General features: G+C 69.2%; 14 protein-coding genes. 6 read left to right on the forward strand and 8 right to left on the reverse strand.

The annotated features are described in order from the left end of the window. Positions 1-134 precede the first annotated feature (134 nt). Positions 135-1,100 (reverse strand): D-2-hydroxyacid dehydrogenase family protein, encoded by a 966-nt coding sequence (locus tag QHF83_RS40125; RefSeq protein WP_282423369.1) that lies wholly within the window; start codon positions 1,098-1,100, stop codon positions 135-137. A 472-nt stretch (positions 1,101-1,572) separates the two neighbouring features. Here QHF83_RS40125 and QHF83_RS40130 point away from each other — a divergent pair, with 472 nt between their 5' ends. From QHF83_RS40130 to QHF83_RS40145, 4 genes are all read left to right on the forward strand, one after another. Further along, complete coding sequence (locus QHF83_RS40130; protein WP_282423370.1) at positions 1,573-2,571, forward strand: hypothetical protein; 999 nt, start codon at positions 1,573-1,575, stop codon at positions 2,569-2,571. A 58-nt stretch (positions 2,572-2,629) separates the two neighbouring features. Then, positions 2,630-3,205 (forward strand): RNA polymerase sigma factor, encoded by a 576-nt coding sequence (locus tag QHF83_RS40135; RefSeq protein WP_282423371.1) that lies wholly within the window; start codon positions 2,630-2,632, stop codon positions 3,203-3,205. Beyond that, positions 3,202-4,041 carry an outer membrane protein assembly factor BamD gene (gene bamD / locus QHF83_RS40140; RefSeq protein ID WP_282423372.1) on the forward strand — a complete coding sequence of 280 codons (840 nt, stop codon included), beginning with the start codon at positions 3,202-3,204 and terminating at the stop codon, positions 4,039-4,041. The genes QHF83_RS40135 and bamD overlap by 4 nt, the downstream gene beginning before the upstream one ends. A gap of 110 nt (positions 4,042-4,151) precedes the next feature. Then, positions 4,152-5,909 carry a hypothetical protein gene (locus QHF83_RS40145; RefSeq protein ID WP_282423373.1) on the forward strand — a complete coding sequence of 586 codons (1,758 nt, stop codon included), beginning with the start codon at positions 4,152-4,154 and terminating at the stop codon, positions 5,907-5,909. 330 nt (positions 5,910-6,239) lie between these two features. Here the strand turns inward: QHF83_RS40145 and QHF83_RS40150 are convergent, their stop codons facing one another. From QHF83_RS40150 to QHF83_RS40175, 6 genes are all read right to left on the reverse strand, one after another. Continuing rightward, positions 6,240-8,993, reverse strand: a complete 2,754-nt coding sequence (locus QHF83_RS40150; protein WP_282423374.1) for a PAS domain S-box protein — start codon at positions 8,991-8,993, stop codon at positions 6,240-6,242. Between the two features lie 140 nt (positions 8,994-9,133). Then, positions 9,134-11,374: a PAS domain S-box protein gene (locus tag QHF83_RS40155; protein WP_282423375.1), complete on the reverse strand. Its 2,241-nt coding sequence runs from the start codon at positions 11,372-11,374 to the stop codon at positions 9,134-9,136. Between the two features lie 114 nt (positions 11,375-11,488). Beyond that, a complete protein-coding gene (locus QHF83_RS40160) occupies positions 11,489-12,223 on the reverse strand; it encodes a glutathione S-transferase (protein WP_282423376.1) in 735 nt (244 codons plus the stop codon). Between the two features lie 21 nt (positions 12,224-12,244). After that, complete coding sequence (locus QHF83_RS40165; protein WP_282423377.1) at positions 12,245-13,678, reverse strand: glutamate synthase subunit beta; 1,434 nt, start codon at positions 13,676-13,678, stop codon at positions 12,245-12,247. Beyond that, positions 13,671-18,284 (reverse strand): glutamate synthase large subunit, encoded by a 4,614-nt coding sequence (gltB, locus tag QHF83_RS40170; protein ID WP_282423378.1) that lies wholly within the window; start codon positions 18,282-18,284, stop codon positions 13,671-13,673. The genes QHF83_RS40165 and gltB overlap by 8 nt, the downstream gene beginning before the upstream one ends. Before the next feature lie 130 nt (positions 18,285-18,414). Beyond that, positions 18,415-19,011 carry a 2OG-Fe(II) oxygenase gene (locus QHF83_RS40175; protein WP_282423379.1) on the reverse strand — a complete coding sequence of 199 codons (597 nt, stop codon included), beginning with the start codon at positions 19,009-19,011 and terminating at the stop codon, positions 18,415-18,417. Positions 19,012-19,173: 162 nt separating this feature from the next. Between QHF83_RS40175 and QHF83_RS40180 the strand changes: the two genes are divergently transcribed. After that, positions 19,174-19,314, forward strand: coding sequence for a hypothetical protein (locus tag QHF83_RS40180; RefSeq protein WP_282423380.1), 141 nt, complete (start codon positions 19,174-19,176; stop codon positions 19,312-19,314). A 92-nt stretch (positions 19,315-19,406) separates the two neighbouring features. Then, complete coding sequence (locus QHF83_RS40185; RefSeq protein WP_282423381.1) at positions 19,407-20,369, forward strand: NmrA/HSCARG family protein; 963 nt, start codon at positions 19,407-19,409, stop codon at positions 20,367-20,369. 9 nt (positions 20,370-20,378) lie between these two features. Here the strand turns inward: QHF83_RS40185 and QHF83_RS40190 are convergent, their stop codons facing one another. Further along, positions 20,379-20,987, reverse strand: a complete 609-nt coding sequence (locus tag QHF83_RS40190; RefSeq protein ID WP_282423382.1) for a TetR/AcrR family transcriptional regulator — start codon at positions 20,985-20,987, stop codon at positions 20,379-20,381. Positions 20,988-21,006 lie beyond the last annotated feature (19 nt).

Below are 21,006 nucleotides of genomic sequence, written 5' to 3' on the forward strand. Positions count from 1 at the left end.
CGGCCGTTGGAAGAACCGCGCATCGCGCGGTTCTTCCACCCCGAGTCCAGGGCTTGCCCTGGTCCGGGTCGAGGGGCGGATAGCCCCCGCGGGGTCCGGGGCAGCGCCCCGGCGCGGCGGCCCCAATGCGCAGGTCAGGCGATGAGCCGGAGGGGCGCGCCGGCGTGCCAGGCGAGGATGTCCTCGAGTGCGTCCCGGTAATACACGGCGAAGTTTTCTCGCGTCACGTAGCCGAGGTGCGGCGTCAGGACGACGTTGGGCAGGCCGAGCAGCGGGTGCTTCGGCGACACGGGCTCCTCTGGGAACACGTCGAGCCCGGCGCCGGCGATACGCTTCGCGTCTAGCACGCCGAGCAGCGCGTCCATGTCCACGAGGCCCGCGCGTGACGTGTTGATGAGAAATGCCGAGGGTTTCATGGTGGAGAGCTCCTCCACGCCGACGATCCCGCGCGTCCGCTCGCCGAGCACGAGGTGCAGGCTCACGACGTCCGCCGTCCCGAAGAGCGCGGCCTTCTCCACGCGTTTTGCCCCCGCTGCCTTGGCTCGCGTGTCGTTGAGGTTCGGGCTCCAGGCCACCACCTCCATCCCGAACGCATGCCCGACGCGCGCGACCTGGGTTCCCAGCTTCCCGAGCCCGACCAGGCCGAGCCGCTTGCCGGCGAGCCCCTCGGTCAACCCCGTCTGCCAGACTCCCAGGCGGAGCGCCTTGTCTTCGGCTGGGATGCGCTTCACGAGCGCCAGGATCAGGCCCCAGGTGAGCTCTGCCGTCGGCGTGCCGGCCGAGCGTGTACCCGAGACGGTGATCCCACGCGCGCGACAGGCCGCGAGATCGATCGCCGCGTTTCGCGCCCCGGTCGTCACCAGGAGCCGCAGGTTCGGCAGGTTTTCGATGAGAGCGGCCGGGAACCGGGTCCGCTCTCGCATGGCGACGATCACGTCGAACGGGCGTAGCGCCGCGATGAGCTCGTCACGATCGGTGATGTGCCGATCGAACACCACGAACTCGCTGCCTGGCGGCAGGCGGCGAAAGTCCGCGAGGCTCTCTGCCACGCGAAGGTAGTCATCGAGGATGGCGACTTTCGGCGGGTTCTTGACGGTCATGCGTACAGACTAGTTGGAACGCTCGCCTTCACGCACAACAAAAGCACCGAACCGACGGGCTGATACGGTTGGGAATGGCCGGCAATGCGGCGCAACGGTCATTTCCCGAAGGGGAAAATGTCCCGCCGCCGCCGCGGGGCGGGTGCGCGCGCGGGCGAGCGGCCCCCGCGGCGGATCCGGGAGCGTTGCGAGATGGGGAAACCGGTCCGGGCCCCGGAGCTGGGGCGTTTTCCCGGACGGGAAACGTGCCCGTCCGCGCGTCCGGGAGCGTTGCGCGGACGGGAAACGCTCCTGGGAGGACGAGCGGGCGCGTTGCGAGACGTCGCAACGCACCCCGCCGCCGGATCCTGGCGCGTTGAGAAGAGGAGAAACGCGCGTTTCTTCGTTCCGGGGTGCGTTTCCGCGGATTTCAGCGCGCTCGGCTGCCCCGCCGCGGTTTTCGTCTACCATGGCGCCCGCCTTGGGCCCCTTCATGTCCCGCCTGCGCCGCTGCTCACCTTCCCTGCCTCCGGCGCTCGCCCTCTTCGCCACGCTCGCAGCCGTCCCCGAGGCCTCCGCGGCATCCCTGCCCCGCCTCGTGGTCGAGCGCGCGCCGGAAGCGGCTGATTGTCCCGACGCCGCAACCCTTGCCGCCGCCGTCGAGCGCCAGATGCAGCGCCCTGCACTCGATCCGGAAGGCGCGGACCCGTCGGCCCCGGTGTACGAGGTGCACGTCGTCCGCTCGGAGGACGGGTACGCCGCGACGTTGAAGGCGGGCGACCTCACGCGGCAGCTCTCCGACCCGGGATCCACCTGCGACGAGCTCGCCGATGCGCTCGCCCTGACCCTGGCCATCCTGCTCGACAGCGAGCCCGCGGCACCGCCGCCTCCGCCGCCACCGCCGCCGCCGCCTCCGCCCCCGCCTCCGCCCCCGCCCCCGCGCCCGGCCGACCGGGACCTCTCCTTCCACCTCGGCGCCGTCGCAACCGCTGGATTCCTCACGCCTTTCTCCCCCGCCGTCACCGGCGAGGTCGCTCTCCGCCTCGGCAGAGCCTCCTTCGGCGTCGGCGTCTTCGGCCTCCCTGGCACCTCCATCGACGTCGCCGCCGGCCAGGTCCGCCTTTGGCTCGTCGCGGCCACGGCGCGGGCCTGCGGCGCCGTCGTCGACCCGCCCCGCGGCGTCCGCGTCTCCTTGTGCGCCGAGCCCTTCCTCGGCGCCGTCCACGGCGAGGGCCGCGGCTTCGAGGCCAACCGCGAGGGCTCCCGCCCCTGGATCGCCCTCGGCGGCACCGGGATCCTCGAAGGCCCCCTCGCCGGCCGCCTCGGCTGGTCCGTCCGCCTCGGCGTCGCCGTGCCGCTGCTTTCCTACGCCTTCACCGTGGACGTGCCCACGGGCCCGGACCCGGATGCCCCGACCACCACCGCCACGGCCTTCCAGCCCACGCCCATGAGCGGATTTCTCGGCGCAGGCCTCCGCTGGACGATTCCGTGATGGCGAACGGCCCCTGCCTCCACCCAGCCAGGGCCATGACCGCGGACGCTGTCACTCCATGAACTTCCGGCAGCTCTACGACGAGCACTTCCCGTTCGTCTGGCGCTCCCTGCGCCGCCTCGGGATCCGCGAGAGCGACCTCGCCGACGCCGTGCAAGACGTGTTTCTCGTCGTTCACCGGCGGCTGCCCGAGTTCGAGGGACGATCGAAGATGAGCACCTGGATCTTCGGCATCTGCTTCCGGGTCGCCGGCGATCGTCGCAAGGCCGCCCGCGCCGCCGACCGCCGCGACGGGGGCGACGAGCCCTTGCTCCACACGCCCGACGAGCGCGCCGACGTGGCCGCGGAGGCCGAGCGCCGCCGCGAGCTCGCGCAGCTCGAAGCGTTGCTCGACGAGCTGCCGCTCGATCAGCGCGCGGTCTTCACGTTGTTCGAGCTCGAAGGCATGACGGGCGAGGACATCGCCCAGACGCTGGAGCTGCCCCTCGGCACGGTGTACTCGCGCCTCCGGCTCGCCCGCGAGGCCTTCCGGCGGGGCGCGGCGCGCTCGCAGGCGCGCGACCGGTTTTACATGGCCCCGTCCCCGAAGGCCCCGGGGAGCGCCCTCACGAATCAGGCAGGAGGGAAGCGATGAGCGACCCGAGGCGATGGATGGAGGAAGGCGCGGACGCCGCGCCGCACGAGCGCGCGCTCCTTCGAGCGGGGCTCGACATGGCCCCGCCGGCCGGCGCGGAGGATGCGATCTGGGCCGCGCTGAGCGCCAAGATCGGCCCGGGCGGAGGCGGAGGAGATGGGGGCGGCGGCGCCTCGGGCAGCGCGGGGGCGCCGGAGCAGGCAGCGACGGCGACCTCGTCGACGGCCAGCGCCTCGGGGGCGATCGGCGTCGCGAAGGGTGTTTTCGTGGGGCTCCTCGGCGCGGCGATCGTCGCGGGCGCCGTCGCGGCGCTCGTACCCACGAAGGAGCCACCGCCGGCTGCGCCGAGGATCGAGCCCACGGCGGAGGCGGTGATCGAGCCGCCGCGCGCGCCGGAGCCGGACGTTCCGCCGCCCGAAGCCGCGCCCGCGCCGGCTCCGGCCACGGAGGACGAGCCGCCGAAGAGCGCCCCGCCGCGGAGGTCCGCCGCGGCCGTCCCCTCGGCGAGCGTCGAGCCCCCTGCCCCCTCGCCCGCTGTCGATCCCGCGGCGGCCGCGCGCGCCGAGCGGGCGAGCCGTCTGCGCGAGGAGCGGACGGCCCTCGGGGACGCGCGCGCGGCGCTCCGGGCCGGCGATACGGCGGGCGCGCTGCAAAAGCTCGAAGCCATGGGGGATCGTTTTCCCAACGGCACCCTCGCGCAGGAGCGCGAGGCGCTGGCCATCGAGGCCCTCGCCCGGGCCGGTCAAACCGCCGCCGCCTCCGAGCGCGCCGCCGCCTTCCTCCGCGCCCACCCGACGAGCGCGCACGCGAAGAAGCTCCGCGGCTTCGTCCGATGAAACCCCCCATTCGCATTTTTTGAAATGGCGCCCGGCGCCTCGGTCCACCCATATCGCACGAACCTGGTGCCGGCCGACGTCCGGCGGCGCCGCGTGCAAAGGAGAATGTCATGGGCCAGCGATCTGCAATGACGTTGTTTTCGTGTATCCTCGGCCTCGGCGTGACGGGTATCGCATGCCAGGGCGTGGTCAACGTGGGCGGCGGCAGCAATGAGTCGCCGCTCCCCAAAGCGAACAAAGTCGACCTTCTGCTCGTCGTGGACAACTCGCGGTCCATGGCCGACAAGCAGGAGGTCCTCGCGCGAGCGACCGAAGACCTCGTACAATCGCTCGCGAACCCGCCGTGCGTGGACGCGAACGGCGTCGTGGTGTCGACACCGTCGACGGCCGTCGAACCCTGCCCGGCGGGCCAGGTGCGAAGGCACGTGCCCGTGACCGACATCCATATCGGCGTGATCAGCTCGAGCCTCGGTGGCCGTGGCGCCAAGACTTGCCCGGACGTCGTCGGCAACGACGCGACCTGCTCGCCGAACCCCAACCTGACGAACAACGACAGGGCCCACCTGCTGACGCGCGCCGACGCGTGCGGCATCACGCCGGAGGTGCCGACCCACGAGAACAAGGGGTTCCTCGTCTGGGATCCCATCGGGGCGCTCTCGCCGCCGAGCACCGCGGGCGAGCTCGCGCAAAAACTCTCCAACATCGTCCGCGGCGTCGGGCAGATCGGATGCGGATACGAGTCGCAGCTCGAGAGCTGGTATCGTTTCCTCGCCGACCCCGAGCCTTACGAGTCGATCAGCGTCGTGAATTTCGAGGCCACGCCCCAGGACATCGACACCGAGCTGCTCGAGCAGCGCCGCAATTTCCTACGGCCGGATTCGATGCTCGTGATCCTGGCGCTCACCGACGAGAACGACTGCTCCATCAAGGAGACGGGCCTCCATTACCTTGTCGCGGAGCCCGACCGGCTGCCGCGGCCGCGCAGCGAATGCGCGACGAACCCGAACGACCCGTGCTGCAAGTCGTGCGGCGTGGATCCCGGCGATTGCCCCGTCGATCCAACCTGCTTCGGCCCCCAGGGGGACATCCTCCGTCTGAGCACGAACGAGGACCCGATCAATCTGCGTTGCTTCGACCCGAAGCGCCGCTTCGGGATCGACTTCCTCCACCCCGTGGATCGATACATCAACGCCTTGACCCAGCCCACGGTCACGACGCGCGCGGGGGACGTCGTCCCGAACCCCATCTTCTCGGACCTCGATCCGAGCGACACGAACGAGACGATCCGCGATCCGGGGCTCGTCTTCGTGGCCGGTATCGTCGGTGTGCCCTGGCAAGACATCGCGCGGGACCCGTCGAACCTCGCAGCCGGCTACAAGAACGCGGAGGAGCTCACGCAAAGCGGAGCCTGGAGCGCCCTTCTAGGCGATCCCGCGACGTTCACGCCGCCGACGAACCCGTACATGATCGAGTCCATCGGGAAACGCACGGGGGTCCCGGCCGGCAATGTGAAGAACGGAGGCGACCGCAGCACGAACAACGAGGATCTGCAATACGCCTGCACCTTCCCCCTGGTCGAGCCGCGCGATTGCAGCGACGAGTCGAGCTCGATACCGTGCGATTGCTTCAGTGTGAACAACGACAGCCCGCTCTGCGCGCCGAACCCAAACGACGGCGGCGCGCGCACGCTGCAAGTCGCAGCCAAGGCCTACCCGAGCCCCCGCACGATGAGCGTAATCGAGGGCGTGGGCAACCAAGGCGTGCTCACCTCGATCTGCCCGTCCCAGCTCACGGACACGAGCGCCCCGGATTACGCATACCGCCCAGTGGTCCAAGCCCTCGTCGAGCGCATGGCAAACCGGCTCTGATGTGGATTGGGGACGCCGCGCCGGGGCGCTGCCCCGGACCCCGCGGGGGCTGTCCGCCCCTCGACCCGGACCAGGCACGGCCTGGACCGAGGGTGGAAGAACTGCGCGATGCGCAGTTCTTCCAACGGGCCCGTTGGAAGACCAGGGACAGCGTTGCCGATTGCAAGGTCAGCGAGGCTGTCTTGGTTGGCAGGGCTCGTTCCTCGGCCTGTTCGATGAACTGCGCATCGCGCAGTTCATCGACCCCGGGTCCAGCGCTTGCGCTGGTCCGGGTCCAGGGGCGGATAGCCCCTGGTGGGGCCTGGGGCAACGCCCCAGCGCGGCGGCCCATCACGCGCCCTTGCTGATGGGCAGCGAAAACGTGAATGTGGTGCTCTCCCCTGGGACGCTCTCGGCCTCGACGCGCCCCCCGTGCGCTTCCACGAGACCACGCACGATGTAAAGCCCGAGGCCGAGGCCCTTGATGGCCCCGCCTCTCGCGCGCCCCCGCTGGAACCGCTCGAACAAGGCTCGCATGTCCTCGGCCAGGATGCCCGGCCCCTGATTGCGCACTGCCACCGTGATCTCGGCTTCACGCCTCTCTGCGACGACCTCGATTGACGTCCCGGGGGTCCCGTATTTGAGTGCGTTCGAGAGCAGGTTCTCTGCGACCTGCTCGAGCCGCTGCCCGTCCACGGAGATTGCGGGAAGCTCGCCGCGGATCGAGAGACTGACGCGATCGCGGTCGCTGCTCGCCTCGATCACCCGCGCGAGCAGCGCTGGGATGTCGGTCGGCGCGCGCACGAGCTCCAGCCGGTGCGCCTCGATTCGTGACAGATCGAGCAGATCGCCGATCATGCGCCCGAGCCGCTCCGCGCTCTCGACGATCCGCTCGGCGCGGCGGCGCGCCGTGGGGTCGGCCGACGCGCGCGCGAGCATTGACGCGAGGGTCATGATCGTCGTGACTGGCTGGCGCAGGTCGTGGGCCACCACGCTCGTCCATTCCTGCCGCATTCGCTCGAGCTCCTTCAGCGGCGTGATGTCCTCGTAGGTCACGACGGTCCCGAGGTGTTGGCCTGCCTCGCTGTGAATGGGCGACGCATTCGTCAGGACCGGCACGTCGGGCTTGTCTGGGGCACGGATGAGCATCTCCCGCCCGGTCACCACCTCGCCGCGCATGCCCCGCTCGATCGATAGGTCCCCTCGGGGCACGGGCGTGCCATCTGGCAGGCGGAGCCGCTTCCGTATCTTTCCGAGCGCGTCCGGATCCGAGTTGGCCACGCCGAGCAGCTCCTCGGCCCTCCGGTTCATCACGTACCGCGCCCCCTTCTCCAGCTCGCAGAGCACGATGCCGATGGGCGACCGGTCGATCACGGCCCGCAGCCAGCGCCGCTCGGTCGAGAGGGCATCGACGAGCCGTTCGCGCTCCGCTTCCAGCCGCCGCTGCTCGGTCACATCGTCGTCGATGGCGAAGGCACCGAGGATTCGCCCCTCCGGATCACGCACCGGCGCGGCCGAGTTCAGGATGAGCCTGTGGGGGCCGTCGAAGGCCTCGATCTCGATGAGATCGTTCCGCGTGGCCTCGCCATTCCGTAGCGCGCGCATGAGCGCCCATTCCTCGGTCTCGACCCTCTTGCCCGTATCGGCCCACCATGCCTTGTATTCGCCGAACCGCTCCGGCCCGACGAGCCGTGCCCCGCCCCAGATGTTTCGTCCGGCGGGGTTGACCAGGACGAGCTGGCCGCGCTCGTCGGAGACCCATACTCCGACCGGCAAGGCCTCGAGCACCTGCCGGAAGAGGAGCTCGCTCTTCTGGAGCGCCGTCTCCGCGCGGCGCTGCTCCGTCACGTCCAGGACCGTCCCGCACATCCGGATCGGGCGCCCCTGGTCGTCGCGGAACACGTCGCCTTCCGCGTGCACGATCCGCTCCCGGCCGTCCTCGACCACGATGCGGAGATCGTGCGAATACGTGAGCGTCCCTTCGAGGGCTCGCCGAACCGCCTCGTCCACGTTCGCGCGATCATCCGGGTGCACGACCGAGAGAAAATCCTCGTAGGCCCTCGTCTCGGCCCCGGGAGGCAGGCCGAAGAGGCGGCAGCACTCGTCCGACCACGAGACCTCGTTCGTGTCGACCTCCCATTGCCAGCTCCCGATGTGGGCGATCCGCTGGGCGCGGGCGAGGCGCTCCTCGATCCGGCGAAGCTCCTCCTCGGATTGCTTGCGTGCGGTGACGTCCCGGAGGATGCCCATGTGCAGGCCCGGAACGAAATGGGCCTGCGCGGTGAACTCGCAGACGAGCGTGCTGCCGTCGGCGCGGACGAACGTCCCCTCGGCTCGCCAGTGCCCCACCCTGAGGAATTCGGACCAGTTCGCCCGGGCCTGGGCCCTGTATTCGGGTGGCCGGAGCTCGAACACGTTGCACTGCAAGAGCTCGTCCCGAGACGCACCGAAGAGCTCGCAGGTGCGCGGGTTGACGTCGACCAGGTGTCCTGCGTCGTCGGCGACGACGATACAGTCGAGCGCGTGCTCGAAGAGCCGCCGGTATTTCCAATCGGTCTCCGTGGCCGCCCGGGTCGCGGCCGCCAGCGATGCAGCGATGAGGCCCGTGAGCGCCGAGAGCATCGGTAACGACCGATCCCGGCCGTTCTCGGCCCGCGACGTGAAGCAAACCAGCACGCCGAGCAGACGTTCTTCGGCGACGAGCGGCGCCGCCAGGGCTCGCTGGCCACAGCCGAGCACCGCGGCCGCGTGGAGGTCCGAGGGGACGTCCTTGGCTGCGACATCGACGTCCGCGGCCCTCCGCGTGCGCGCCACGTGAGCGGCCAGGCTCGCCGATTCCAGCGGGAGCGAGCCGATGCGGTCGAGAAGCGCCTCGGGCGCGCCGCGATGCGCCGAAATTGAGAGCGTACGCTCGTCCCCGCTGACGCCATAGACGAGCGTCACGTCCCCGCCGAGCGCCGCGGCCACGAGCTCGACGGCGAGCCGGTGCGCGTCCCGGGGCTCGCTCGCGCTGCGGAGGAGGCCCGTCGCAAGCTTCGAGAAGACGTCTGCGTGATCTGTAAAAATGCCGTTGTCGGAATGAATGACCTCGTCAGCATCCAACATATCTCGCCTGCTGCGCCCCGCCGCTCGGAGAGCGCGTGGATAACGCTCCCAATACAAACCATGCACACGGCGGCGTGTCACGCTGATTGCCGATCGAATGCCATGGCCCGCCCCGGCAGGACGGCTACCGCCGCTGCCCGTCAGCCCGCCTCCGCGCTCGCGGTCTCGGGGACGGGCAGGGAAAACGAAAACGTGGTGGTCTCCCCGGGGACGCTCTCGGCCTCGACCCGCCCCCCGTGCGCCTCCACGAGCCCTCGCACGATGTAAAGCCCGAGCCCGAGCCCCTTGATCGTCCCGCCCCGCGCGCGCCCCCGCTGGAATCGCTCGAACAAGGCGCGCATGTCCTCGGCCGTGATCCCCGGCCCCTGGTTGCGCACCGACACCACGACCTCGCAGCCGTGCCTCTCCGCGACGACCTCGATCGGCGTCCCGGGAGCGCCGTATTTGAGCGCGTTCGAGAGCAGGTTCTCCACGACCTGCTCGATCCGCTGTGCATCCACGGGCACCGCGGGCAGCTCGTCGCGGATGGAGAGCGTGACGCGATCGCGGGCCTCGGTCGTCTCGATGACGTGCGCGAGCAGCTCCGGGATGTCCGTCGGCGCGCGCACGAGCTCCAGCCGGTGCGCCTCGATCCGCGACAAGTCGAGCAAATCGCCGATCATCCGTTCGAGCCGCTCCGTGCTCGCCACGATTCTCTCGGCGCGGCGGCGCGCCGTGGGGTCGGGCGAGCGCGCGAGCATCCCCGCGAGCGTCATGATCGTCGTGACCGGCTGGCGCAGGTCGTGGGCCACCACGCTCGTCCATTCCTGCCGCAATCGCTCGAGCTCCTTCAGCGACGTGATGTCCTCGTAGGTCACGACGGCCCCGAGGATCTGGCCCTCATCGTTGCGAATGGGCGACGCATTCGTCAGGATCGGCACGTCTTGTTTGTCCGGGATACGGATGAGCAGCTCCCGCCCGGTCACCACCTCGCCGCGCATCCCCCGCTCGATCGACAGATCTCCGAGGGGCACGGGTGCGCCGTCCGGCAGGTGCAGCCGCTGCCGCATGAGGCCGAGCGGGTCCTCGATCGGCCCGATCACGCCGAGGAGATCCTCGGCCCTCCGGTTCAGCACGAACCGCGGACCCTTGGGGAGCTCGCAGAGCACGATCCCGATCGGCGAACGGTCGATCACGGTCCGGAGCCAGCGACGCTCGGTCGACAGGGCGCGCACGAGCTCCTCGCGCTCCGCTTCGAGCCTGCGCTGCTCGGTCACGTCGTCGTTGATGGCGAACGCCCCGAGGATTCGTCCCTCCGGATCACGCACGGGCGCCGCCGAGCTCAGCACGATCTTGTGGGGCCCTCCGAGGGCCTCGATTTCGATGAGCTCGTTCAGCACGGTCTCGCCCGTCCGCACTGCGCGGGCGAGCGCCCATTCGTCGGGCTCCACCTCCTCGCCCGTATCGACCCACCACGCCTTGAGCGCGCCGATCCGCTCCGGCCCGGTGAGCTGCGTTCTGCCCCAGATGCGCTTCGCCGCGGGGTTCGCCAGGACGAACTTGCCGTGCTCGTCGGCGACCCAGACCCCGACCGGCAAGGTCTCGAGCACCTGCCGGAAGAGAAGCTCGCTCTTCTGCAGCGCCATTTCCGCCCTCCGCTGCGCGGTCACGTCCTGCATCGTCCCGGTCATGCCGATCGTGCGCCCCGCCTCGTCGCGGACCACGTCGCCCTCCGCGTGCACGATCCGCTCGACCCCGTCGGCGGCGAAGATGCGGTGATCGATCGAATAGATCGCGAGCCCGCGGAGGGCTCGTTGCACCGCTTCGTCCACGCGCGCGCGGTCGTCCGGGTGCACGAACGCGAGGAACTCCCCGTAGGCTTTCTTGTCATGCGAGGGGGGCAGGCCGAAGAGACGGAAACATTCGTCCGACCAGGTCGTCTCGTCCGTCGCGGCCACCCACTCCCAGCTCCCGATCTGAGCGATCCGCTGGGCGCGGGCGAGGCGCTGCTCGCTCAGGCGCAGCGCCTCCTCGGATTGCGTTCGCGCGCTGACGTCGCGGAGGGTCGACAGGTGTCTGCCCGGCATGAAATGGGCCTGCGCCGCGAACTCGCCGATGAACGTGGTCCCGTCGGCGCGCTGGAACGGCCCCTCGGCCCTGAAGCGCCCGGCTTCGAGGAAGGCCGGCCACGCCGCTCGGAGCTCGGCCGCGAGCGCGGGGGGCCGGAGATCGAACACGGTCCACCGCAAGAGCTCGTCGCGAGGAGCGCGGAGCAGCGCGCAGGCGCACGGATTCACATCGAGGAGGCGCCCCGCGTCGTCCGCGACGAGGATCCCGTCGAACGCGTGCTCGAAGATGCTTTGGTAGAGCCGCTCGGACTCTGTGGTCGTCCCTCCCGTCATGCCCCCGCTGCTCACCCCAAGGCTTCCTGCTCGGCTCCTCGTCGCCCCAGCGTCTTCTAGCCCACCACCGATCGGCCGGCAAAACAAGCGCCGTCTTGGGCGCTCGGGCGCGCTTCACCGCTTCGCGTCGAGCTCCGGGTAATGTCGGAAAATATCCTCTTCGCAGAAGGGCAGCCGCCGCGGGGACGCGAGATAGGCCGCAATCCGGGGGCGCGCGGCCACCGCTCCGGCGAGCGCCGCGAGCTTCGGCGTGCTTCGCTCGGCGCGCGCCATGGCGTTCGGGAACGCGTATCGCAGGCCCTCGATCACCTGGAACATCGAGAGGTCGACGTACGAGAGGGTGGAGCCGACGAGATGGGCGCCCCCGTTCCGGGCGAGCGCCTGCTCGAAATAGCCCAGGAACCTGGGCAGCCGCTCCTTCCGGAAGAGCGACGCGCGCTTCTTCGCCGCGGTCTTCTGGTCCTCGTAATAAAGGCTCGATGCGATCGGGTGGTGCGTGTCGTGGATCTCGGCGACGAAATCGGTGACCGAGAGCTCTAGCTGATGCGCATGCAGGCGGCTCTCCTCGTCGTCGGGGACGAGCCCGAGCCGTGGGCCGAGGTAGAGCAGGATGTTCGCCGTGTGCCCGAGCAAAAAATCTCCGACCTCGAGGAACGGCGGCGCGAATGGCACGAGCCCGCGGCCCCCGCCTTCGAGGAGCTTCATCATCGCGCGGACGCCGCCGCCCTTTTTCGCGGGCAAGCGGGCCACGTCGACGTACGGGACGCCCGCCTCCTCGAACGCGAGCCGGACGAACTCCCCGCGCCCCTGGATCGACGGCCAGTAGTACAGCTCGTAACGCGCCTTCACCCGGCGCAAGGTATCACGGCGTCAGGACCCGTTCGAATGCTGCCGCAAATGGGCATCCACCGCCCGCGCCGCGTCGCGCCCCTCGCGGATCGCCCATACGACCAGCGATTGACCACGACGCATGTCCCCCGCGGCGAAGACCTTGGGATTCGAGGTCCGATAATTCCGCATATCAGCCTTCACGTTTCCGCGGGCGTCGAGCGCTACCCCGAGCTCCTCCAGCATTCCCTTGCGCACCGGGTGCAGGTATCCGAGCGCGAGCAGCACCAGATCCGCCGGGACGTCGAATGTGGAGCCGGGGATTTCCTCGGCCCGAAAGGCGCCGGTCGCGTCCTTTTTCCAGTCGAGCCGCACGGCGGAGAGCGACTCGACCTTCCCGTTCTTGCCGGAAAAAGACTTCGTCGCGATGGCGAAATCGCGGGAGCAGCCCTCCGCGTGCGAGCTCGACGTGCGCAGCTTCATCGGCCAGTACGGCCACGTGAGGGGTTTGTCCTCCTTTTCGGGCGGCTCCGGCATGAGCTCGAAGTTCGTGACGGATCGCGCGCCCTGCCGCACCGCCGTGCCGATGCAATCCGACCCGGTGTCGCCGCCGCCCAGCACGACCACGTGTTTGTCCGTCGCGAGGATCTGTCCCGGCACGAGGTCCCCGGCGATCCGCTTGTTCTGCTGGGTCAGGTAGTCCATCGCGTAATGAATCCCGTCGAGGTCGCGCCCCGGCACCTCGAGCGGCCGCGGCGCCTCCGAGCCGCCCGCGAGCACGACCGCGTCGAACCCGTCGAGGAGCTCCTTCGCCGGCAGGTTCACGCCCACGTGCACGCCCGTCCGGAACACCACGCCTTCGGCCCGCATCTGATCGAGCCTGCGATCGACGTGCCGCTTCTCCAGCTTGAAATCGGGGATCCCGTACCGCAGGAGGCCGCCGATTCGATCGTTCTTCTCGAACACCGTGACCTCGTGCCCGGCCCGCGCGAGCTCCTGCGCGCACGCGAGCCCCGCCGGACCCGAGCCCACCACGGCGACGCGCTTGCCCGTCTTGTGGCTCGGGGGCTGCGGCACGATCCAGCCCTCGTCCCAGCCCCGGTCGACGATCGAGTGCTCGATCGTCTTGATGGTGACCGGCTGATCGTTGATGTTCAGCGTGCAGGCCGCCTCGCACGGCGCGGGACAGACACGCCCGGTGAACTCCGGGAAATTGTTCGTCGAATGGAGCACCTCGAGCGCGTGGCGCCAGCTCTCGCGGTAGACGAGGTCGTTCCAGTCGGGGATGAGGTTGTTGACGGGACAGCCGTTATGGCAAAACGGAATCCCGCAATCCATGCAACGCGCGCCCTGCCGGCTCACCTCGACGGGCGCCATCGGCAGGACGTGCTCCTCGTACCGCTGGATCCGCAGCGGCACCGGCACGACCTCGGGCTCCTTGCGCGGGATCTCCAGGAAGCCTTTCACCTTACCCATGGGCCACGACCTCCGTCACCGTCGCGGGAGCGGCCTTCGCGGCCTCCTCGGCCGCGTGCTCGGCGAGCGCGCGGCGGTATTCGTGCGGCATCACTTTCACGAAATGGGCCCGGTACGCGTGGAAATCGTCCAGGATCGCCCGCGCCCGCGCGCTGCCCGTGTAGAAGAAGTGCTTTTCGAGCAGGCTCTGGACGATCTCCGCGTCCGCGCGCCCGAGGTGCCGGACCGCGCCCTGTGGCATGTGCTCCGCGTCGAGGACCTGCTCGAGAGCCACCATGGAGAGGTTACACCGCAATCGGAAATCCCCGGTCATGTCGAGCACGTAGGCCACGCCGCCGCTCATGCCCGCGCCGAAGTTGCGCCCGGTCTTTCCGAGCACGACCACGGTGCCGCCGGTCATGTATTCGCACCCGTGATCGCCGATCCCCTCGACGACCGCCGTCGCGCCGGAGTTCCGCACCGCGAACCTTTCGCCCGCGACGCCCCGGAAGTACACCTCGCCGCAGATCGCGCCGTACAGCACGGTGTTGCCGACGATGATGTTCTCCTCCGGCACGATCGGGCAATCGCGCGGCGGGTACGCGATGATCCGGCCGCCGGACAAACCTTTTCCGACGTAATCGTTCGCCTGCCCTTCGAGCTCCAGCGTGATCCCCTTCGCGAGGAACGCGCCGAAGCTGCCGCCGGCCGTCCCGCGGGCGCGGATCCGGATCGTGTCGTCCGCGAGCCCGGCGTGCCCGTACCGCCGCGCGACCTCGCCGGAGAGCATCGCCCCGGTCGCGCGGTGGATGTTGCGGATCGGCACGTCGAACGCGACCGGCACCTGGTTGACGAGCGCCGGCAAGGCCTCGTCGATGAGCCGGTGATCCAGCACGTGCTCCAGGCTGTGATCCTGCCGCTCCGTCCAGCGGATCGAGACGCCCGGCGGAGATTCGGGCCGGTAAAACACCCGCGAGAAATCGAGCCCCTTGGCCTTCCAGTGCGCGATCCCGCGGCGCATGTCGAGTTTGTCCGAGCGCCCCACCATCTCCGCGAAGGTGCGGAGGCCCATCCGGGCCATGTACCCGCGCACCTCCTCGGCCACGAAGAAGAAGTAATTGACCACGTGCTCGGGCTGCCCGGCGAAGCGCTTCGCGAGCTCCGGATCCTGCGTGGCGATGCCGACGGGGCACGTGTTGAGGTGGCATTTGCGCATCATGATGCAGCCCTCCACGACGAGCGGCGCTGTCGCGAAGCCCATCTCGTCCGCGCCGAGCAGGGCCGCGATCACCACGTCCCTGCCCGTCTTCATCTGCCCGTCGGCCTGCACCGCGATGCGGCCGCGCAGCCGGTTCAGGACGAGCGTCTGTTGCGTCTCGGCCAGGCCGAGCTCCCACGGCCCGCCCGCGTGCTTGATCGACGAGAGCGGCGAGGCGCCCGTGCCGCCGTCGTGCCCCGAGATCGTCACGTGATCCGCGTGCGCCTTGGCCACGCCCGCGGCCACCGTCCCGACGCCGATCTCGGCCACGAGCTTCACACTGATGCGCGCCTTCGGGTTCACGTTCTTGAGATCGTGAATGAGCTGGGCGAGGTCCTCGATCGAGTAGATGTCGTGATGGGGCGGCGGCGAGATCAGGCCCACGCCGGGCACCGAGTGCCGGATCTGCGCGATGTACTTCGAGACCTTGTGTCCCGGCAGCTGCCCGCCTTCGCCGGGTTTGGCGCCCTGGGCCATCTTGATCTGGATGTCGTCGGCGTTGACGAGGTACTCCGTGGTCACGCCGAAGCGACCCGCGGCCACCTGCTTGATCGCCGAGCGCATCGAGTCGCCGTTCGGCAGGGGCACGTACCGCGCCGGATCCTCGCCGCCCTCGCCCGTGTTCGACTTGCCGCCGATGCGGTTCATCGCGATCGCCAGCGTCGTGTGCGCGGCCTTCGAGATCGAGCCGAGCGACATCGCGCCCGTGGAGAAACGCTTCACGATCTCGGACGCCGGCTCCACCTCGGAGAGCGGGATCGGGTGCTCCGATTCTTTGATCTCGAACAAACCACGCAGCGTCATCAGCCGCTCGCTCTGGTCGTTCACGAGCCGCGCGTATTCCTCGTACGTCGCGAAGTTGTTCATGCGCGTCGCATGCTGGAGCTTCGCGACTGCGTCCGGCGTCCACATGTGGGCCTCGCCGCGGGCGCGGTAGGCGTAGTCGCCGCCGGCGTCGAGCGTGTTCCGGTAGGCCGGCGCGTCGTTGTAGGCGCGCCGATGCAGGCGCACGGTCTCCTCGGCGACCTCCTGCAAACCGACGCCCTCGATGGCCGTCGCCGTCCCCGTGAAATAACGATCCACGAAGGCCGAGGCGAGCCCGACCGCCTCGAAGATCTGGGCGCCGCAATAGGACTGGTAGGTCGAGATGCCCATCTTGGACATGACCTTGAGCAGCCCCTTCGCGATCGCCTTGATGTACCGCGCGCAGGCCTCCGGATGCGTCATCCCGGGCGGCAAGAGATCCCCGAGCATGCCCAGCGTGGCGAACGCGAGGTTCGGGTGGATCGCCTCGGCGCCGTAACCCGCGAGCAGCGCGAAATGATGCACCTCGCGCGCCGATCCCGTCTCGACCACGAGCCCCGTCCGCGTCCGCAAGCCCGCGCGCACGAGGTGCTGGTGCACGTCGCTCACCGCGAGCAGCGCCGGGATCGCGATGTGGTCCTCGTCGATGTCCCGATCCGACAGGATCAGGATGTTCACCCCGCCTCCGCGCACCACGTCCTCGGCGTCCGCGCAGAGCTTCCCGAGGGCCGCCTCCATCCCGTCCGCGCCCCACGCGGCCGGGTAACAGATCGACAGGACCACCGACCGAAAATGCCCTTTCGTGAGCTCCTCGGCGCGGTGCAGCTTCTCCATGTCCTCGAACGTGAGAATGGGCAGGTGCACCTCGAGCCGCATGTTCGGCCCGCTCTCGTCGAGCGCGAGGATGTTCGGCCGCGGCCCGATGAACGAGACGAGCGACATCACGGTCTCCTCGCGGATCGGATCGATCGGCGGGTTCGTCACCTGCGCGAAGAGCTGCCGGAAGTAGCCGTAGAGCGGCTTCGGCCGATCGGAGAGCACGGCGAGCGGCGTGTCGTCGCCCATCGAGCCGATCGCCTCCTCGCCCGTCGCCGCCATCGGCGCCATCACGAGCCTGAGATCCTCCTGCGTGTAGCCGAACGCCTGCTGCCGATCGAGCAGTTTGTCGCTGTCGGGCACCGGCACGTAGTCCGGCATCGGGATGTTCTCGAGCCGGAGCTGCGTGCGATCGAGCCACTTCTGGTAAGGCCTGTGCTTCGCGAGCTTCGTCTTGAGCTCCTGATCGTCGATGATGCGCCCCTCGGCGAGATCGATGAGCAGCATCTTTCCCGGCTGAAGCCGCCATTTCTTGACGATCTTGCGCTCCGGGATGTCGAGCACGCCCGCCTCGGAGGCGAGGATCACGTAGTCGTCGTCCGTGAGCAGGTACCGCGCGGGCCGAAGGCCGTTCCGATCGAGCGTCGCGCCGATCTGCCGCCCGTCCGTGAACGCGATCGCCGCCGGCCCGTCCCACGGCTCCATGAGCGCCGCGTGGTACTCGTAGAAGGCGCGGCGACGCTCGTCCATCAGCGGGTTACTGGCCCACGCCTCCGGGATCATCAGCATCATCGCGTGCGCCAGCGAATAACCGCCGAAGTAGAGCAGCTCGAGCGCGTTGTCGAACGAGGCCGAGTCCGACTGGCCGTCGTAGATGAGCGGCCAGATCTTCTGCAGGCCGTCGCCGAGCAGCTTCGAGGCGATGTTCTGCTGGCGCGCGCGGATCCAGTTCACGTTGCCGCGCAGCGTGTTGATCTCGCCGTTGTGCGCGATGAGCCGGAACGGATGCGCGAGATCCCACGACGGGAACGTGTTCGTCGAGAACCGCTGGTGCACCATGGCGAGCGCGGACTCGACCGCTTTGTCCTTCAGGTCCACGTAGAACTCGCCGACCTGGTGCGCGAGGAGCATGCCCTTGTACACGATCGTCCGCGCTGAAAACGAGGGCACGTAGAACTGCCCCGCGCGCGAGATCCGGAGCGCGCGGATCGCGTGACCTGCGCGCTTGCGGATGATGTAGAGCTTGCGCTCGAAGGCCTCGACGTCCGGCGTGGAGAGGCCTCGCGCCACGAAGACCTGCCGGATGACGGGCTCGCTCGCTTTGACGCCCTCGCCGAGGCCGGTGTTGTCGACGGGCACGTCGCGCCAGCCGAGCACCTCCTGGCCTTCGGCGACGATGGCGCGCACGACCTCGTGCTCGCAGGCGGCGCGCGCGCCCGGGTCCTGCGGCAGGAACATCATGCCCACGCCGTACTCGCCGGGCTCGGGCAACGTGATGCCGGAGAGCGCGCACTCGCGCACGAAGAACGCGTGGGGGATCTGCAGCAGGATGCCCGCGCCGTCGCCTTGCAGCGGGTCTGCGCCGGTGGCGCCGCGGTGGGTCAGGTTCTTCAGGATCTCGAGGCCTTGCGAGACGATCGCGTGGCTCTTCTTGTCCTTGATGTGGGCGATGAACCCGAGCCCGCACGCGTCATGCTCGTTGCGCGGGTCGTAGAGGCCCTGGCGGGGCGGCGGCGCCTGATGCTTCACAGCCTACGATCGTACGGCGATCGGCGACCGAAGCACAGTCCATCTTGCTGCGATGCAGCAATTTCTTTCTTTCCCCTGGTGCGTCGCGCTACGGCCTCGACCCGGTGCGGCAAACCGTCGGCACCCCGACTCAAGAGGCCGGCCGGTACAGGACGTCGGAGCGCAGGACGTATTTCGTGCCGTTCGTGACGGCGTTTCCCGCGTGGAGGAGCATGTGCTGGAAGAGCAGCGCGTCGCCGGTCTTCGGGACGATCGTGCGCTCCTGCTCGGGAAATTCGGTCTCTCCGCCGGCAAACCCCTCGTTCAGATAGACCATCAGCGTGAGCAGGCTGCGCGTCCCGCCCTCCCCCGCGTACGATTGATCCTGGTGCAGGCCGAAATGCTGGCCGACCTCGTACCGGTAAATCCGGAGCGGCAGGAAGATCCCCGAAAGATGCATCGTCACGCGCCCGCGCGCGCCGAGCTCGGTGGTCATGCGCTCCGGCACGTGGGGCGAGACCCGGCGAAAGAGCTCGTCCGCGAGCGCGGGATCCCGCAGGACCGCCGTGGTGCTCGAACGAATGCGGGTATCGACGACGCGCCCCTCCTCGGCGTTCACGGTGGCCGGCAGCCACGCGCCGTCGCTCGCGCCGTCGAGGATCTTCGCGCAATTTTCTGGCGAAAACAGCGCGGGGACCGTCCAGAGCAAAGGGACGGTGAAATCGAAATGCCCGACGTAGAGGCCCATGGGGGATGATTTTACCTCTCGGCGCCCGTGGTGTCCATGACGCTTGCGGGAGCGCTGGGGCCCGGCGGGCGGCCCGCCCGCGGACGTGGTCACCTACGGGAGCACATTACGATAGGGCAAACGTGAAGCCACCGGCTGGGCTCCTACGAATTCGTCGAACCGATGACGCTGAATCGAATGCCACGGGACCATACCGCGGAGAACCAGCCCGTCGTGGACGGGGTGAAGATGCCGCCGAAGGACGTTCCATGGGGCGAAGGAACGACGGACGAAATGTGTCTCGGGACATTTTACCTCACGTGATGACCTCTCCTTGAACGCCGTGGGACTCCGCTCCGCCTTCCTATGCGCGACGAAGCATGCCAGAGTGCGCGCCGAGGACTGAGGAGGGAATCATGAGCTTCACGAAACGCGTCATTGCCGTCGTCGGCGCCACGGGCGCGCAGGGCGGAGGTCTCGTCCGCGCCATCGCCGCCCACCCGAACGGCGCATTCCGCGCTCGCGCAATCACGCGCAATGTCGATTCGTCCGCCGCGAAGGAGCTCCGCGCCCTCGGCGCCGAGATCACCTTCGCCGATCTCGACGACGAGGCCAGCCTGCGCCGCGCGTTCGAGGGCGCGTACGGCGCCTACTGCGTCACCTTTTTCTGGAGCCATTTTTCCCCGGAGAGAGAGACCGCACAAGCGCGCGCGATGGCCCGGGCGGCGCGGGCCGCGCGCGTCGAGCACGTGATCTGGTCGACGATCGAGGATTCACGCAAATGGGTGCCGCTCTCGGACGATCGCATGCCGACGCTGCGCGGAAAATACAAGGTCCCGCACAGCGACGCGAAGGGCGAGGCCGACGCGACGTTCACCGCGCTCGGCGTCCCGACCACGTTCTTTCATACCTCGTTTTACTGGGAAAACTTCCTTCACCTCGGCATGGGACCCCAGCGGGACGGGCAGGGCCGCCTCACCCTCACCCTGCCGATTGGCACGGCCAAGATGCCGGGCATCGCCACGGAGGACATCGGGCGTTGCGCCTACGGCATCTTCGAGCGCGGCCCCGAGATGATCGGGCAGCGCCTCGGCGTCGCGAGTGATCACCTCACCGGGAGCGAGCTCGCCGCCGCATTCTCGGCGATTGCCGGCGAGGAGGTGCGGTACCACGCCATCGACCCGGAGGCGTACCGTCGCCTCGATTTCCCCGGCGCCGACGACCTCGGGAACATGTTTCAGTTCAAACGTGATTTCATGGCCGATTATTGCGGCCTGCGGGACATCGCGCGGACGCGCGCGCTGAACCCGAACCTCCGCTCGTTCGCCGCGTGGCTCGCGGAGAACCAGAGCCGCTTCGCCTTCCCGCCGCGCGTCTGATCCGCGCGTCTAGCTCCGTTTGTCCGGGGCGAGGGCGCCCATGAGCAAGAGCTCGACGAGCCGCGCGAGGAATGCCTCGTCGATCGGCCTGCGCTCCATGCCGAGCCGGTGGTGGATGGTCGCCGCCATGCAACGGAAAATCAGTGTCGCGTCGATGCCGGGCGCGAGCTCGCCTCGTGCCTCGGCCGCTTCGATCACGGGGCGCGGCAGGGCCTCCATCGATTCGTGGATCGACTGGGCGATCGCCACGAGCTCGGCGTCGCGATCCTCGGCGAAGAGCAAGCGCCGGAGGCCCTGCAGCTCGGGCGAGCTCGCCTGCGTCGCCATGTTGCGCGCGATGACGAGCAGGTCCCCGCGCAGCGACCCCGTGCTCGGCGTGATCGCGCGATCGACCGTGATCGATCGGAACGCGGCCCGCACCAGGTCCTGCTTCGTCGGCCAGCGCCGATAGACCGTGGTCTTGTTGACCCCGGCGCGCGCGGCCACGTCCTCGATCCGCAGCGCCTCGTAGCCGACCTCGGCCAGCACCTCCAGCGCGGCCGCGAGGACCCCTCGCACGACCGGCTCACCCCGGACCAGCGCACGCCGCTCGGTAAGGCTCGACTTCTCCTCCTTCATGACCTGCCGTCCACGAGGC

Origin of the sequence: Polyangium sp. 15x6 (genome assembly GCF_029960785.1) — a bacterium.
GTDB lineage: Bacteria > Myxococcota_A > Polyangia > Polyangiales > Polyangiaceae > Polyangium.